The sequence below is a fragment of the Streptomyces sp. A012304 genome (assembly GCF_026008495.1).
GTDB lineage: Bacteria > Actinomycetota > Actinomycetes > Streptomycetales > Streptomycetaceae > Streptomyces.
The window spans coordinates 1-16497 of record NZ_BQUN01000016.1 but is presented as its reverse complement, the minus strand read 5'-3'; the positions used below and the strand labels follow the sequence as shown (position 1 = coordinate 16497).

Below are 16497 nucleotides of genomic sequence, written 5' to 3'. Positions count from 1 at the left end.
CCTGGTCCACGGCGGTGCCCAGCGGGGCGCCCGCGCGGACCCGGGGCGGCGCGGCCACCGCGCGGGGCGCGCCGCCCGGACGGGGCCGGGGCAGTGCGCCCGGCCGGGGGGCACTCGCCAGGGCGCGCACGGCGTGGAGTGCGCCCCTTGCGCCCCCCGCGCCCGCCTGGACGCCCGCGCGGTGGTGGCGTCCGTCGCTGTGCAGCAGGACCCCGGGGGCGAAGGGCCGCAGGCCCAGCGCGTCCAGTCCCGGGGTCAGGGCCAGTTCGGGATACGCCGTGGACAGCAGCTGTCCGATGCGGTCGAGCCGAAAGCCGTCGACCTTCTCGGTCGCCATGCGGCCGCCCACACACGGGGCGGCCTCCAGGACCGCCGTCGTCACTCCTGCGCCGGCCAGCCGATGGGCCGCGGCGAGTCCGGCGACGCCGGCCCCCACCACGACGACGTCTGCCTGGTTCGCGGGCTCAAGCACGTGCCCCTCCTCGAGGATTGCGCAGCCGGTGGAGACGTGATGCCCCCGACGGCCCTTGGGGATACCCGAGTTCGGATCGAGGGTAGGGGTCGGGCCGGTCGGAAACAGTCGCGCATCAACAGGGCACGGTCGCACGGCGGTCGCATACGGTTCGCATACGATCCTGAATGGGCGTCAGACGTTGTCGGGCGGTCGTCGGCACAGGCACCGGCAGGTGTCAGGCGGCCCGGATGGCGTCCTCGATCCCGGGGAACGCGAAGGTGAACCCGGACTCCAGCAGCCGCTTGGGCACCACCCGCGCACTGCCCAGCACATCGCCGGCCATCTCGCCCAGCACCGTCCGCAGCACCGGCGCCGGCACCGAGAACAGCGTCGGCCGGCGCAGCACCCGCCCCATCGCCGCGGTGATCTCACCGTTCGTCAGCGGCTCGGGCGCGGTCAGGTTGAACGGCCCCGACAGGTCGTCACGGTCGATGAGGTGCCGGATCGCCGCCACCTCGTCGTGCAGCGCGATGTACGACCAGTACTGCCGGCCGTCACCCATCCGCCCCCCGAGCCCCGCCAGGAACAGCGGGAACAACCGTCCCCAGGCCCCGCCGCCGCGCGCCACGACCAGACCCGTCCGGGCGAACACCGTCCGCACACCGGCCTGCTGGGCGGGCCCGGCCGCCGCCTCCCACTCCACGCACAGCTCCGGCAGGAAGCCCGTCCCGGCGGGCGCGCTCTCGTCGACGACCCGCTCGCCCGTCTCGCCGTAGAGGCCGATCGCGCTGCCGTTGACGAACACCCGCGGCCGTGCGTCCATCTCGGCCACCGCCCGCGCCAGCGCCGCCGTGCCGTGCACCCGGCTGTCGTGTATCCGCTTCTTGTACGCCTCCGTCCAGCGCCGGTCGCCCACCCCGGCGCCCGCCAGGTTGACCACCGCGTCGCACCCGGCGAGCCCCGCCGGGTCCACGTGCCCCCGCTCGGGGTCCCAGCGCGCCTCGTCCGCGCCCCGGGGCGCGCGGCGCACCAGGCGGACCACCTCGTACCCGTCCGCCGTCAGGGACCGCACCAGGGCGCCGCCGATCAGTCCGGACGCGCCGGCCACCGCGATTCGTCTCCGTTCCATGAGGTCATCCTGCCCGGTGACCCGGTAAAAGCCCGGTCGGGACCGGGCCCGCGCCCTAGGGTGACGCCATGTCCGACTCCCGTGAACCGCGCATACGCCCCGCCCGGCCCGACGACGACGAGCCGCTCGCCCTCATCGACCGCCTGACGTGGTCCCCCCTGCACGCGGTCATGCCCGAGCCGCAGCCGCCGTACGGCCCCTTCTTCGGCGGGCGCCACGGCGTCGAGGGCTGCCTGGTCGCCGAGCTCGACGGACGTGTCGCCGGCTATGTCCGCCTCGGCGCGCCGACCCCGCTCGCCTCCAACGCGCACGTGCGCCAGATCCAGGGCCTCGCCGTCGCGGAGGAGGCACGCGGCCGGGGTGTCGGACGGGCGCTGATCCGCGCGGCCGTCGAGGAGTCGCGCCGGTGCGGCGCCCGCCGCGTCACGCTGCGCGTCCTCGCCCACAACACCCCGGCCCGCAAGCTGTACGAGTCGGAGGGGTTCGTGGTGGAGGGCGTCCTGCCGGAGGAGTTCTTCGTCGGCGGCGCCTACGTGGACGACGTGTTCATGGGCCGGTCCCTGCCCTGACCCGGCTGCCGCGAGCCGCGCCTACGACGTGATCAGCTCGCCCGTGTCCACCGGTTCCGTCGCCGTCGCCGCCCGCTCGGCGTCCGTCGCGACCTCCGTCGCCGTCAGGACGTACCCCGTCTCGGCGTCCGAGGTGGAGCGGGCGAAGACCACGCCGAAGACCCGGCCGTCGGTGGTCAGCAGCGGGCCGCCGGAGTTTCCGGGCCGGACCGTGGAGCGGATCGAGTAGATCTCGCGGGTGACGGTCGCGTCGTTGTAGATGTTGCGGCCCGTCGCCTCCATCCGGTTCGCGACGGTCGCCGCCTGGAGGTTGAGGTCCCCGTCCTGCGGATACCCCGCGACGACCGCGGAGTCGCCGCGCGACGCGCTGTCGTCGAACCGCAGGACGGGCGCCCTGAGGTCCGGCACGTACAGCACGGCCACGTCCTTCTCCGGGTCGAACAGCACCACCCGCGCCTCGTACGACCGCCCCACGCCGCCGACGCGTACGGTCGGCTCGTCGATGCCGGCCACCACATGGGCGTTGGTCATCACGTGCTCCGCGGCGTACACGAACCCGCTGCCCTCGCGGCCCTGGTCGCCGGCGACGCCCTCGATCTTCACCGTGCTCAGCTTGGCCGCGTTGGTCGCGCTCGCCGTGACGCTGTCGCCGGACGGCTTGGCGACCTCGGCCGTCGACTCGTTCTCGAACGGGTTGAAGACCTGCGGGAAACCGGCCTGGGTGAGCGCGGAGGTCGCGTCGGAGAACCAGGCGGGCGTGGTGTCCGGCATCGCGTCCTGCACCGCCCCCAGCAGCCGTGAGTCCCGGATCGCGGAGTTCACCACCGTCGACGAGGACGCGGCCAGCACGCTCGCCGCGACCCACGCCACGATCAGCACCGCCACCGCGTTCGCCGCGGCCCCGCCGATGCCGTCGGCCACCCGCAGCGGGCCCCGGTCCAGCTCCCGGCGCAGCCGGAGCGCCAGCCGCCCCGCCAGCTCGTGGCCCACCACCGCCGGGACCAGCACGGTGAGCACCGCGGTCACCGTCGCCGCCGTGGTCCCCGGCGTCACCAGGTCCATCACCCACGGCAGGACCCACACGCCCACCGCCGCGCCGCCCACGAACCCGGCGAGCGAGACGCAGCCGGCCAGCAGGCCGCGCCGATAGCCGGAACCCGCGTAGGCGAGGATCACCAGCACCAGCAGGATGTCGAGCAGGTCCACGGAGCCGCCTTTCTCTCGGACCCCTTAGTACGTGGGGGACGGGCCCGGTGATCAGCCTCGCGCGCGGCACGCTCCGGAACCGGCCACGCGTGCGTGTACCCCGGAAAACGTCGCGGACCAGGACGATGGTTCCACCGGGTGGCACAGCACACATCGCGGGCACGGCCCGCCCACCCGACAGTGAGACCATGCACGCCCTCCGATCCCTGCGAGCCCTCTCCCGCCGTGTGCGGGGGAGGGGGCGTCGTCCGGTGCGTGCGGCGGACGCGCGCCGTGTGCCCCGCCGTGTGCCGGGGACGGTGCTCGTGGTGCTCGGTTGTGTGCCGGGGCTCGCCGCTGTTCTCGCGCTGGTGCTGTGCGCGCGGGGGGTCGAGCGGGCCGCCACCGCCGGACTCGCCGTGCGGCCCGTCCCCCGGGCGGCGCACCCGCACGCCGCGCATCCCGCCGCGCGCCCGCGCATCGTGCCGCGCTCGGCCTGGCTGACCGGCGCCGCCCAGGGGACCCGGCCGCCCCCGCGCTACGACGACAAGGTGGTCGCCGTCTTCGTCCACCACACCGACTCGCCCAACGGCTACGACTGCGCCGACGCGCCCCGCGTGATCCGCCACCTGTACGCGGGCCAGACCAGTAGCCGCCACTGGGACGACATCGGCTACAACTTCCTCGTCGACCGCTGCGGCACCATCTACGAGGGCCGCGCGGGCGGCGTCGACCGGCCCGTCACCGGCGCGCACACCCAGGGCTTCAACCACCGCACCGCCGGCATCGCCGCGCTCGGCACGTTCACCGCCGGCGTCCCGGTCCCGCAGCCGATGATCGACGCGATCGCCGCCCTCGCCGCCTGGAAGCTCGGCATGGCCGGCGTCGACCCCCGGGCGACGGTCCGCCTCACCTCCAGCAACAGCCACAGCCGGTACGCCGCCGGAGCCACGGCCACCCTGCCCGCCCTCGCCGGCCACAAGGACGGCTACATGACGAGCTGCCCCGGCGCCGCCCTCAGCGCCCGCCTGCCGGAGATCCGCGACAGGGCCGCCCGCCTCCAGGGCCGCACGCTCACAGGGAGCCCGTAGGGTCCGCGTTGCCGAAAGCCCGAGTAGCTCCGCTAGCGGGCCCACACGGTTCACTCCTTGAAGCGCTCCCACAGCCGCGGGAGGCGCTCCGCGAGCGCCCGCTCGTCCTCCAGGTCGACCGGCGTCCCCGCGGGCTCGGCCGGCGCGGGCGCGATCCCGAGATCCGGGGCGACGGTCCCGGTGAGCTGCTCGTACGCCTCGTCCGCCGCGTAGCCCAGCTCCTCGCCGTCGCCGTCGACCTCCTCGTCGAAGTCGTCCAGCAGCTCCGCGAGCGAGTCCGGGTCGTGCACGGCCCCCTCGTACACCTCCCGGCCCTGACCGATCAGCCAGCACCGGAAGAAGTCGAAGGCGTCGTCGCTCGCCCCGTCCAGCAGCACCCACGCGGCACCCCACAGATCCCAGGTGTAGGCGCGGTTGTAGCGGGCCTCGAAGTGACGGGCGAAGTCCAGGACCATGTCCGGCTCCAGCTGAAGGAGCCGGTCCACGAGCAGGTCGGCCTGCTCCTCCGGGTCGCCCTCGGCCGCCTCACGGGTGGCGTCGACCAATTCCCAGAACTCCGTCTCGTCCATCACGCGTCCCAGCATCCTGCCTGGACGGGTGGGCCGCACCCGGAGTGCACCCGACGGTCATGTCCGGTACAGCTCCGCCAGCCGCTCCGCCTCCTCGGCGAACCGCCGGCGCAGGGACGGCGGGGAGACCACCTCGGCCTGCGCCCCCAGCGCCGTGAGCTGGCTGTGCGCCACGTCCTCCGACTCCACGCGCAGCACGACCGTCACCCGGCCCGCCTCGTCCGGCTCCCCGGCCGCCGCCAGGGCGTCCCGCGCCGCCACGGGATCCACCACGTACGGCAGCCTCCGCACACCCGCCCGCGACAGCCGCAGCACCACCTCGGCCCGCAGGATCGACCGCGCGAACCGCTCGGCCTGCTCCGCCCAGAAGCCCGGCAGATCGAAGTCCTCGTCCCGGCGGAAACGATCCTTCAGCGCCTCCGCGCCACAGAACCGGTCGATGCGGTATGTCCGGAACGACCCCGTCCCCACCACCCGCGCGCACAGGTACCAGACGCCCGCCTTCAGCACGAGCCCGTACGGCTCCAGCGCGCGCTCGACCTCGCCCTCCGCCCGCCGGTAACGGGCGGCCACCAGCCGGTCGTCCCACACCGCGTCCGCGATCACCGGCAGCAGCTCCGGCGTCTTCGGCTCCTGGAACCAGCCCGGGGCGTCCAGATGGAAGCGCTGCGCCGCCGTGTTCGGGGCGTCCCGCAGGGAGGGCATCAGCGCCGCCGACACCTTCAGCCGGGCCGCCGAGGCCGCGTCCTCCAGCCCCATCTCCCGCAGCGCCCCCGGCACCCCGCTCAGGAACAACGCCTCGGCCTCGCCGCGCGCCAGCCCCGTCAGCCGCGTCCGGTACCCGCCGACCAGCCGGTAGCCCCCGGCCCGCCCGCGCTCCGCGTACACCGGCACGCCGGCCTCCGACAGCGCCTGCGCGTCGCGCGTGACGGTCCGCTCCGACACCTCCAGCTCGCTCGCCAGCTCGGCGGCGGTCATGGACGGCCGCGCCTGGAGCAACAGCACCATTCTGATCAGCCGGGCAGCACGCATGGGGCCCATCATGCCGGGCCCCACCGACAGCGAAGGGGCACGGCGGAACCGCCGTGCCCCTTCGGACAGCAACCGTTGCCCCGCGGGCCGCGGGCCTACAGGCCGTACTTCTCGCGTGCTTCCTTCACCGCGGTCGCCTTGACCTCGCCGCGCCGGGCGAGCTGGGCCAGCGCCGCGACGACGATCGACTCGGCGTCGACGCCGAAGTGCCGGCGGGCCGCCTCACGGGTGTCCGACAGACCGAAGCCGTCGGCGCCCAGCGAGGACCAGTCCTGCTCGACCCACTGCGCGATCTGGTCGGGCACCTGGCGCATGTAGTCGGAGACCGCCAGCACCGGACCCTCGGCACCCTGGAGCGCCTGACGGACGTACGGCACCCGCTCCTCGCCGCGCAGCAGGGCCGCGTCGGCCTCCAGCGCGTCACGGCGCAGCTCGGTCCAGGAGGTCGCGGACCACACGTCGGCGGCCACGCCCCACTCCTCGGCGAGCAGTTTCTGCGCGGTCAGCGCCCAGTGGATCGCCGTACCGGAGCCCAGCAGCTGGACGCGCGGGGCGTTGGCCGGCACGGTCACACCCGCCGACTCGGCCGTGTTGAAGCGGTACAGGCCCTTGACGATGCCCTCGTCGACGCCGAGACCCGCCGGCTTGGCCGGCTGCGGCAGCGGCTCGTTGTAGACCGTCAGGTAGTAGAAGACGTCCGGGTCCTCACCCGGCGCCGCCTCGCCGTACATCCGGCGCAGACCGTCCTTGACGATGACGGCGACCTCGTACGCGAACGCCGGGTCGTACGTCAGCGCGGCCGGGTTGGTCGCGGCGATCGCGGGGGAGTGGCCGTCGGCGTGCTGGAGGCCCTCACCGGTCAGCGTGGTGCGGCCGGCCGTGGCGCCGACGAGGAAGCCGCGGCCGAGCTGGTCGCCGAGCTGCCACATCTGGTCGGCCGTGCGCTGCCAGCCGAACATCGAGTAGAAGATGTAGAAGGGGATCATCGCCTCGCCGTGCGTCGCGTACGACGTCGCGGCGGCGATGAAGTCGGCCATCGAACCGGCCTCGGTGATCCCCTCGTTGAGGATCTGGCCGTTCTTGGCCTCCTTGTAGTACATCAGCTGGTCGCGGTCGACCGGCTCGTACGTCTGGCCCTTGGGGGAGTAGATCCCGAGCGACGGGAACAGCGACTCCATGCCGAAGGTGCGCGCCTCGTCGGGGACGATCGGCACCCAGCGCCGGCCGGTCTCCTTGTCGCGGACCAGGTCCTTGATCAGCCGGACGAACGCCATGGTGGTGGCGACGTTCTGCGAGCCCGAGCCCTTGTCGAAGGAGGTGAACGCCTTCTCGGCGGGCGCGGGCAGCGGGGCCAGCGCGTGCGTACGGCGGGCCGGGGCCGGGCCGCCGAGGGCCGCGCGGCGCTCCTGGAGGTAGCGGACCTCGGGGGAGTCGGCGCCGGGGTGCCCGTAGGGGACGACACCGTCGACGAAGTCGCTGTCCTTGATCGGCAGGCCGAGCAGATCGCGCATCGTCTTGAACTCGTCCACCGTCAGCTTCTTCATCTGGTGGTTGGCGTTCTTCGACGCGAAGCCCTCACCGAGGGTGTTGCCCTTGACGGTCTGGGCCAGGATCACCGTCGGCGCGCCCTTGTGGGAGAGCGCGGCCCGGTAGGCGGCGTACACCTTGCGCGGCTCGTGACCGCCGCGCGAGAAGTGGAAGCACTCGAGGATCTTGTCGTCGCTCAGCAGCTTCGCCATCTCGGCGAGCGCCGGGTCCTTGCCGAAGAAGTCCTCGCGGATGTAGGCGGCGCCGCGGGTCTGGTACGTCTGCACCTGGGCGTCGGGTACCTCGCGCAGACGGCGTACCAGCGCGCCGGTGGTGTCGAGCCGGAACAGCTCGTCCCAGGCCGAGCCCCACAGCGTCTTGACGACGTTCCAGCCGGCGCCGCGGAACTGGGCCTCCAGCTCCTGCACGATCTTGAAGTTGGCGCGGACCGGGCCGTCGAGGCGCTGGAGGTTGCAGTTGATGACGAAGGTGAGGTTGTCCAGCTCCTCACGGGCGGCGAGCGCGAGGGCCGCCGTCGACTCGGGCTCGTCCATCTCGCCGTCGCCGAGGAACGCCCACACGTGCGAGGCGGAGGTGTCCTTGATGCCGCGGTTGGTGAGGTAGCGGTTGAAGCGCGCCTGGTAGATGGCGGAGAGCGGGCCGAGGCCCATCGACACCGTCGGGAACTCCCACAGCCAGGGCAGGCGGCGCGGGTGCGGGTAGGACGGCAGACCGTTGCCGCCGGCCTCGCGGCGGAAGTTGTCGAGGTGGGTCTCGTTCAGCCGGCCGTCGAGGAAGGCGCGGGCGTAGATGCCGGGGGAGGCGTGGCCCTGGATGTAGAGCTGGTCGCCGGAGCCGTCGGCCTCTTTGCCCTTGAAGAAGTGGTTGAAGCCGGTCTCGTACAGCCAGGCGGCGGAGGCGAAGGTGGCGATGTGGCCGCCGACGCCGTACTTGCTGCCGCGGGTCACCATGGCGGCCGCGTTCCAGCGGTTCCAGGCGGTGATCCGCTCCTCCATCTCCTCGTCACCGGGCACGGCGGGCTCGGCGGCGGTGGGGATGGTGTTGACGTAGTCGGTCTCGAGGAGCTTCGGCAGGGCGATGCCGCTCCCCTCGGCGCGCTCCAGCGTGCGGCGCATCAGGTACGCGGCACGGTGCGGCCCGGCAGCCTGGGCGACGGCGTCCAGGGAGGCCTGCCATTCGGCGGTCTCCTCCGGGTCGCGGTCCGGGAGCTGGTCGAGCTCGCTCGGCTGGATGGCGTTGGGGTCGGTCATGTCGCCGCCTTCCTCAGTCGAAGGGGGTTCCCTCATCGGTAAGGGTTCGGGGGTGCCCTTGGTCTTTGGCAGGACAGGGCGGTGGGCTCGGGTGCGGTGACGATGTGCGGCGTCTCCGCGTGGCCCGTCGGCGACTGTAACCCCGTGATCGATGATCGATCAAAGGGTAGACGGTGGAAAAACATCCGAAACACAGAAATTGGCATTCCGTGCCGTGAATCCGGGCACGCGGTGCCGCGTTTTCGCTGCTCACCTGAGGTGCGGTGAGCTAGCTTGGGCGCACGTGACGTGGGCGCGCGGGCCCGGTCGGGCCCGCGCGCCCACGACGGTCGGCCGAGCGGGCCCCGCGCTCGGTGGTGCGGACGGTCAGGTCAGCGCCCCCTGCTCGGTCCGTGGCGCCTGCGTCCGCTCGCCGGTGGGCGGTCCGCCCTGCTCGCGCACGGCGCGGGTCCGCTCGATGCGCTCGTGTTCCTCGCGCTGCCGCGCGGCCTGCTCCCGGGTGATCACTTCGGTCGCGGCGCCGACGGCCACCGCGACGGGCCATGCCATGGCTCCGGCTGCGGCCATGCCGCCGAGGAGGCCGTAGAGGACCAGCTTGCGGGGCGAGGGCACCATCGAGGCCGCCGCCGACGTGGCCGTACGCATGTCGGAGAACATGTCGCCCGGCGTCACGTACGGGATGGGGATGTGGGGGTGCGCGGTGTGCAGGTGGACGACATGGCCGCCCGTGTGGCCCTCATGGCCCGGCTTGTGTTCCTCGCGCTGCTCGGCGGGTGCCTGCGGCTCCTGCTGTGCTTGTCTGATCTGTTCTGGGGAAGTCATCGCCGTCCTCCCCTGAGGGGGCGTATAGGTGGAAAACTGCTCTTTCCTACCAACTTCCCATCATATGTACGGGGAAGCGTACGAAATCCCGTCAGGTGGTGGCGGCGACCGGGCGGCCGGTGTGGGCGCCGAGGGACCTCCACAGGTGGAGGGACAGGCGGGCGACCGCCACCTGGGTCAGGATCGTGGTGAGGACGTGCGGCCCGGTGAGCCTTGCGCGCCGGTGAGCCCGCGTGCCACGGCCGGCACCACGACGGGCACCAGCACCGAGCCCGCCGCCGACACCAGCGCGATCGTCCAGCCCGCCGGCCCCAGGGCCCGGCTGCCGAAGAAGTGGCTGAGCCCGGGAACGCTCACCACCGCGCCCAGCACCAGCAACGACCCGACCACGGCCGCGGCGACCACGGGGTCGCGGCCCGCGTCCAGCGCCGTCTGGAACAGCTGCGACGTCACCAGGGTGACCAAGGCCACCGTGTCGGCGCGCGCCCGGGTGCCACTGCCCCGGGCGACGATCCAGGCGATCCCGGCCGCCGCCGTGGTGGTCACCGCGCGCAGCCGGATGTCGCGCGTCAGGGCCCTGCCGAGCGAGGCCTCGGGCCCCTCCGCCAGCAGCCGGTCGGCCCGGTCGGCCGGCGGCCGGGCGGCGATGGCGAGGGCGGGCAGCATGTCGGTCAGCAGGTTGACCAGCAGCAACTGGCGAGCGTTGAGCGCGCTGCGGCCGGTGAACAGCGTGGTCGCCAGGGTGAAGGCGATCTCCCCGAGGTTGCCGCCGAGCAGGGTGCCCAGCGCCTTGCGCACGGACGCCCACATCGCCCGCCCCTCGACGAACGCGTCGACGATCGTCTCGATGCGGTCGTCGGCGACGACCACGTCGGCCGCGGCCCGCGCCGCCGGGGTGGCCCGGGAGCCGAGAGCGATCCCGACGTCGGCGATCCGGATGGCGGGCGCGTCGTTGGCGCCGTCGCCCGTCACCGCCACGACCCGGCCCGCCTCGCGCAGCGCGGTGACGATCCGCACCTTGTGCGCCGGGGTGACCCGGGCGAACACGGTGATGTCCGGCAGCGTCCGGGCGAGCTCGGCGTCGTCCAGGGCGTCCAGCTCCACCCCGGTCATCAGCCGGGGCTCCCGCGCGGGCTGCAGTTCCCGCGCGATCGCGGCGGCGGTGCTGGGATGGTCCCCGGTGAGCATCACGATCCGCACACCCGCCCGCGCCAGCCGGTCCACGCTCTCGGCGGCGGTCGCCCGCACCGGGTCCGCGAGCCCCAGCAGCCCCAGCAGACACAGACCGTCGACGTCCTCGTCCCCGAGCTCCGCGGGACCGTCCGCCCCCGGGGGCAGCACCCGCTCGGCGACCGCCAGGACCCGCAGGCCGCGCCGGGCCAGCCGGTCGATCTCCGCCTCGGTCTCCCGCCGCGTCCGGTCGTCGAACGGCTCCGCGGCCGCACCCCGGCGGACCTGCTCGCACCGGGCCAGCACCACCTCCGGCGCCCCCTTGACGACCATCCGCGTCTCACTGTCGGCCCGCCCCAGCACCGCGTGGTAGCCACGCCCCGGCTCGAACGGCACCTCCGCGATCCGCTCCCAGGAGTCCGAGCCCAGCCCGGCGGCCCGGGCGGGTGCCGCGCCGAGCAGCTCGGCACCGGCCGCGATGGCACGGTCGGTGGGATGCGCGAGCGTCGCGGCCTCGCCCGGCGGACCGGCCAGGGCCGCCGTGGCGACGACCCGGCTCAGCGCCGGGGTGAGCCGGTCCGGCGGGCGGCGCTCCAGGCCGTCCGACACCTGCTGGAGGGTGATCCGGCCCTCGGTGAGAGTGCCGGTCTTGTCGAAGCACAGCACGTCGGTGCGGCCCAGCGCCTCGATGGTGGAGGCGCTGCGCACCAGGGTGTCGCGGCGGGACAGCCGGCGCGCCGCCGCCAGCTCCGCGACGGTGGCGACGAACGGCAGCCCCTCCGGCACGGCGGCCACGCACAGGCTCACCGCGGACCCCAGGGCGGCGCCGAGCGGCCGCCGGCGCAGCAGGTCCACCACCAGCAGGACGACGCCGGCGGCGACCGACAGCGGCAGGAACCAGCGGCCCAGCGCCTTCAGCCGCCGCTCGACCCCGCTCTCCGGCGGTCCGGCCTCCGGCGTCGCCTGCGCCGCGCTGCCCGCCTCGGTGGCCGGCCCCGTGGCGACGACCACGGCGAGCGCGTGGCCGGCCGCCACCGTCGTCCCCTGGTACAGCATCGACGTGCGGTCCGCGACCGCCCGGGCCGCCGTCGGGGCCGGGCCCTTGGCGACGGGCAGGGACTCGCCGGTGAGGCTGGACTCGTCCGCCTCCAGCCCCGTCGCCCGCACCACCCGGCAGTCCGCCGGGACGGCGTCCCCGGCCCGCAGCTCGATCACATCACCGCGCACCAGCTGCTCACCGGCCGCCTCCACCGCCTCCGCCCGGCCGGGCCGACGCACCCGCACCCGCGCCGAGGTCGACTCCACCAGCCGTCGCGCCGCCTTGTCGGCCCGCTGCCGCTGCACCCCGCCCACCAGCGCGTCCACCCCGAGGACCCCACCGATCAGCACGGAGTCCAGGACGGAGCCGAGAGCCGCCGAGATGCCACCGCCGATCGCCAGGACGGGCGTGAGCGGATTCGCCAGCTCCTCCGCGATCCGGCCGACCAGGGTGACGGCACCGTCGTGCCGCTCGTCGCCCGCGAACTGCCGGCGCCGGGCGGCCTCCGCCTCGTCCAGCCCCCGGGACGACGTGCCCAGCCGGGTCATCACCTGCCGCACCGACAGGGCGTGCCAGGGGGTCCGCTCGGTGGCCGCCGGGATCGGCCGGCCGCGCAGCCGCCACCCCGCCCAGAAGCCCGCCGTGACCCCGGCGACGGTCACCGCCTCGGACGCCAGGCGGGCCCGGGCCCAGGGCCGCGGGCCGGGGACCAGGAGGCCGAGGGCGCAGCCCAGCGCGGCGCCGGCGCCCTCCAGCCGGGTGCACAGCCGGTTGATCCGCCGGGCCTCCGGCAGCGCCGTCAGCAGCAGATGGACCACATCGGGCGGGGCGGCGACATCGCTGTCCCACGGCACGTGCCGCGAGCCCGTGATCACCCCGATGCCCAGGTCCCCGCGGACGAGGGCGCGTCTCGTCCGCGCCGAGACCACCGCCACACCGTGACCCTGCGCCTGGAGCGAGCGGACCAGCGCGGCCGTGCGCCGGCCCCCGACGGGCATCGCCCGGCTCAGCCCGAACCGCCGGTGCAGCCCCGGCGGCCCGCCCACCAGCCACACCCGCCCGCACTCCCGGGCCGCGCGCACCAAGTGGTGGGCGAGCGGGTGCAGTTGAGGAACCAGCGCCGCGAGGGCCACCGGCTCGCCCTGCCGCAGCACGAGCATCACCTGCGCCCCCTCCTCGTCCCACCCCCGCACCCGTGCGGCCGTCTCCGACGCCAGGAGCGGGCCGTCGCCCGTCGCGTCGAACGGCCGCACCTCCCACCCGTCACGCCGCCGCGGCGGCAACGACACCATTCCGTACCGGGCCCGCCACCGCGGCTGCCCGTCCGCCTCGATCAGCTCATGGACCCGCAGCCGCACATCGTCGTCGTCCGGCCGCCCCTCGCCCCCGTCCCCGCCCGGCGGCAGGCGCAGCACCGCCTCCACCGTCCAGCCGCCCGTGGCCAGGACGCGGGCGTCGAGGACCACCGTGTCGACACGGTCCATGCGGCGCAGGGCGACCGGGCGCAGCACCAGGGCGCCGCGGGCGGAGACGACGCGGGCCGCCGAGGACGCGAAGGCCTCGCGGCCGAAGTGGGGCCCCCGCGGAGTCCCGGCGATCAGCAGCGCCAGCGCCCGGTCGTGGCCGAGCCCGCCGAACCCGGTGAGGCCGTAGGCCGTGAGCGCCGCCGGTGCCGCCACCCGCGCGTACCGGTCGCCCGGCGCCGACGGCAGCGGCGCGGGCCGTTCCGAGCCCGGTACGGCGTCATGGCGGTAGGTGCCCTCGTGGACGGCCAGCCGGCGCGCCCACTCCCCCCAGGCACCGCGCCGGGCCTGCACCTCCGCGTAGCGGGACGCGGCCATCACGGCGCCCACCGTGGCCCCCAGCGGCCGGAACGTCAACGTCGTCACCAGCAGGTTCGCCGCGGCGAAGCTCCGCTCGGCCGCCGTCTCGCCGATCACTCGGGCCAGGCCGTCGCGCAGCAGCGGCGTGGACTCCGTCAACTGCACCGCCGAGATCACCACCGGTGGCAGCCCCCGCAGCCCCACCACGTTGCCCACCGACGCCACGCCCACCGACACCAGCCCCGCGCCCAGCCGGACGGCCGCGCCCAGCCGGGCCTGCGCCGCCCCGGGCCAGCCGACGGGGGGCCGCGCCCGCTCCGCCCGCGGGGCGCCCTCGTCGCGCGCCGCCCGCTCCTGGTCGACGGCGTCGTCCGCCGCGGCGACGAGACCGGCGAGGGCCTCCGGGTCGGTCGACGGCTCACAGCCGACGTACACACAGCCCAGCGCGCCGTTCACCTCCGCCCGGCTCACCCCCGGCACGCGGCGCAGCGCGGCCTCCAGCTCACGGGCCGCCGCAGCCGTCCCGGGCCGTCCCAGACGCCGGGTCTCGATCTGCACACCACCGGGCGTCCGCCAGGTCCCGGCCGTGCCGGGCCGCAGCAGCGGACCCACCACGGGCAGCGCCGCCGGTACGGCGGTCAGCCCCTGCGCGGCGGACCGGACCGCCGACGCGGTGGCGGTCACGGCGCGGACCATCGAGGGCACCACCGACGCCGGCAACGACGCGGGCGACAGCGACGAGAGCACTGGCCGGATCACGCGGCCTCCACGATCGGCCGACGACGGGCGAGTTCACCGCCTCGGAGGACGACACGGCTCCCACAAGTATGTGCGCGTCACGGCAGCCCCGCCTGGCAGGACCACGCCGGTTGGGCCGGGTGGCCGAGCGTCACCGAACGTCAGGAGGCATCGTCCGCGGCGCGCGGCGCGCAGCCCAGCACATGCTCCTTCACCAGCCGGCCGATGTCCGGATCCCGCCGCCGGAACGCCTCCACCAGCTCCTCGTGCTCCTCCGCGTAGGACTGCTGGATCGTGCCCAGCCAGCGGATGGACAGGGTCGTGAAGACCTCGATGCCCAGGCCTTCCCAGGTGTGCAGCAGCACCGAGTTGCCGGCGGCCCGGACCATCTCCCGGTGGAAGGCGACCGTGTGCCGGACCTGGGCGGTTCCGTCGGCGTGGCGATCGGCCTCGTACAGCGCGGTGACGTGCGGCGCCAGCGCCGAGCAGTCCTCGGCCAGCCGCTCCGCCGCCAGCTCGGCCGCGATCGCCTCCAGACCGGCCCGCACGGGATACGACTCCTCCAGGTCGGCGGCGGTCAGATTCCGCACTCGTACGCCCTTGTTGGGTGCCGACTCGATCAGCCGCAGCGACTCCAGCTCGCGCAGGGCCTCCCGCACGGGCGTCTGGCTGACCTCCAGTTCGGTCGCGATCCGCCGCTCCACGATCCGCTCGCCCGGCTTCCAGCGCCCGCTGATGATCCCTTCGAGGATGTGCTCGCGGATCTGTTCGCGCAGCGAGTGGACGACGGGCGCGGTCATGAAGGCTCCTTCGGGAGGGGCCCGCAGGCCCCCAGGGCGTTTGACGTTTAGACAATAAGGCCGCCCGGCCGTCCCGGAGGGGCGCAAGGGGGCGCTTTCCCGCAGGTGAGACGAGACTTACACGCTCCGGAAACGCGCGGTGCCCCCGCCGGGGGCCCGAGGGCTCCGGCGGGGGCACCGTACACATATCTCCTGGGGCTCAGAGGCCGAGCTCGACCTCGAACTCGCCCGCCTCCAGGATCGCCTTGACCGCGGTCAGGTAACGCGCGGCGTCGGCGCCGTCCACCAGACGGTGGTCGTAGGACAGGGTCAGGTACGTCATGTCGCGGACGCCGATGACCGTGCCCTCCTCCGTCTCGATGACGGCCGGACGCTTGACCGTGGCACCGATGCCGAGGATCGCGACCTGGCCCGGCGGCACGATGATCGTGTCGAACAGCGCACCGCGCGAACCGGTGTTGGAGATGGTGAAGGTCGCGCCGGCCAGCTCGTCCGGGGTGATCTTGTTGCTCCGGACCTTGCCCGCCAGGTCGGCGGTGGCCTTGGCGATACCGGCGATGTTCAGGTCGCCGGCGCCCTTGATGACCGGGGTCATCAGGCCCTTCTCGGAGTCCACCGCGATACCGATGTTCTCGGAGTCGAAGTAGGTGATCGTGCCCTCGGCCTCGTTGATCTTGGCGTTGATGACCGGGTGGGCCTTCAGCGCCTGCGCGGCGGCCTTGACGAAGAACGGCATCGGGGAGAGCTTGACGCCCTCGCGCGCCGCGAAGGAGTCCTTCGCCTGGGCGCGCAGCCGCATCAGACGGGTGACGTCGACCTCGACGACCGACGACAGCTGCGCCTGCTCGTGCAGCGCCTTGACCATGTTGTCGCCGATGACCTTGCGGATGCGGGGCATCTTGACGGTCTGGCCGCGCAGCGGGGAGGCCTCCAGCGCCGGGGCCTTCTTCGCGGCGGCGGCCGGGGCGGCGGTGGGAGCCGGAGCGGCGGCGGCGGCCTTCGCGGCCTCGGCGGCGGCGAGCACGTCCTGCTTGCGGATGCGGCCGCCGACGCCGGTGCCCTTGACGGAGCCCAGGTCGACGCCGTTCTCGGCGGCGAGCTTGCGCACCAGCGGGGTGACGTAGGCGCCCTCGTCGGTGGCCTGGGCGGCAGCCGGAGCGGCCGGGGCCGGGGTGACCGGCGCCGGGGCGGCCGGAGCGGGCGCCGGAGCCGCGGGCTGCGCCGGAGCCGGAGCGGCGGCGGCCGGGGCGGCCGGAGCAGCCGGGGCCGGAGCCGGGG

At 74.5% G+C, this 16497-nt stretch carries 12 protein-coding genes; 2 read left to right on the top strand and 10 right to left on the bottom strand.

What is annotated here, in order from left to right:
- Both ALMP_RS05240 and ALMP_RS05235 read right to left on the bottom strand, forming a co-directional pair.
- A partial coding sequence (locus ALMP_RS05240; RefSeq protein ID WP_264925013.1) for an FAD-dependent oxidoreductase occupies window positions 1-472 on the bottom strand: 472 nt, incomplete at its 3' end.
- A 217-nt stretch (window positions 473-689) separates the two neighbouring features.
- A complete protein-coding gene (locus ALMP_RS05235) occupies window positions 690-1583 on the bottom strand; it encodes a TIGR01777 family oxidoreductase (RefSeq protein ID WP_264925012.1) in 894 nt (297 codons plus the stop codon).
- A gap of 68 nt (window positions 1584-1651) precedes the next feature.
- Here ALMP_RS05235 and ALMP_RS05230 point away from each other — a divergent pair, with 68 nt between their 5' ends.
- Window positions 1652-2152, top strand: coding sequence for a GNAT family N-acetyltransferase (locus tag ALMP_RS05230; RefSeq protein WP_264925011.1), 501 nt, complete (start codon window positions 1652-1654; stop codon window positions 2150-2152).
- Between the two features lie 21 nt (window positions 2153-2173).
- Here the strand turns inward: ALMP_RS05230 and ALMP_RS05225 are convergent, their stop codons facing one another.
- Window positions 2174-3358, bottom strand: coding sequence for a MarP family serine protease (locus ALMP_RS05225; RefSeq protein ID WP_264925010.1), 1185 nt, complete (start codon window positions 3356-3358; stop codon window positions 2174-2176).
- Window positions 3359-3663: 305 nt separating this feature from the next.
- On the opposite strand from ALMP_RS05225, the gene ALMP_RS05220 reads away from it, so the two are divergent.
- A complete protein-coding gene (locus tag ALMP_RS05220) occupies window positions 3664-4428 on the top strand; it encodes a peptidoglycan recognition protein (protein ID WP_264925015.1) in 765 nt (254 codons plus the stop codon).
- A 50-nt stretch (window positions 4429-4478) separates the two neighbouring features.
- On the opposite strand, the gene ALMP_RS05215 is transcribed toward ALMP_RS05220, so the two are convergent.
- The 7 genes from ALMP_RS05215 to sucB form a co-directional block, all read right to left on the bottom strand.
- Entirely contained in the window at window positions 4479-4997 is a 519-nt protein-coding gene (locus ALMP_RS05215) for a DUF4240 domain-containing protein (protein ID WP_264925014.1), read from the bottom strand.
- A 57-nt stretch (window positions 4998-5054) separates the two neighbouring features.
- Entirely contained in the window at window positions 5055-6029 is a 975-nt protein-coding gene (locus ALMP_RS05210; protein ID WP_264925009.1) for a YafY family protein, read from the bottom strand.
- Window positions 6030-6124: 95 nt separating this feature from the next.
- Window positions 6125-8827, bottom strand: a complete 2703-nt coding sequence (aceE, locus tag ALMP_RS05205; RefSeq protein WP_264925008.1) for a pyruvate dehydrogenase (acetyl-transferring), homodimeric type — start codon at window positions 8825-8827, stop codon at window positions 6125-6127.
- Window positions 8828-9193: 366 nt separating this feature from the next.
- Window positions 9194-9649 (bottom strand): hypothetical protein, encoded by a 456-nt coding sequence (locus ALMP_RS05200; RefSeq protein WP_264925007.1) that lies wholly within the window; start codon window positions 9647-9649, stop codon window positions 9194-9196.
- Between the two features lie 177 nt (window positions 9650-9826).
- Window positions 9827-14440, bottom strand: a complete 4614-nt coding sequence (locus ALMP_RS05195) for a cation-transporting P-type ATPase (protein WP_264925006.1) — start codon at window positions 14438-14440, stop codon at window positions 9827-9829.
- Window positions 14441-14580: 140 nt separating this feature from the next.
- A complete protein-coding gene (locus ALMP_RS05190) occupies window positions 14581-15219 on the bottom strand; it encodes a GntR family transcriptional regulator (RefSeq protein WP_264925005.1) in 639 nt (212 codons plus the stop codon).
- Between the two features lie 199 nt (window positions 15220-15418).
- The coding region (gene sucB, locus ALMP_RS05185; RefSeq protein ID WP_264925004.1) for a 2-oxoglutarate dehydrogenase, E2 component, dihydrolipoamide succinyltransferase at window positions 15419-16497 on the bottom strand (1079 nt) is incomplete at its 5' end.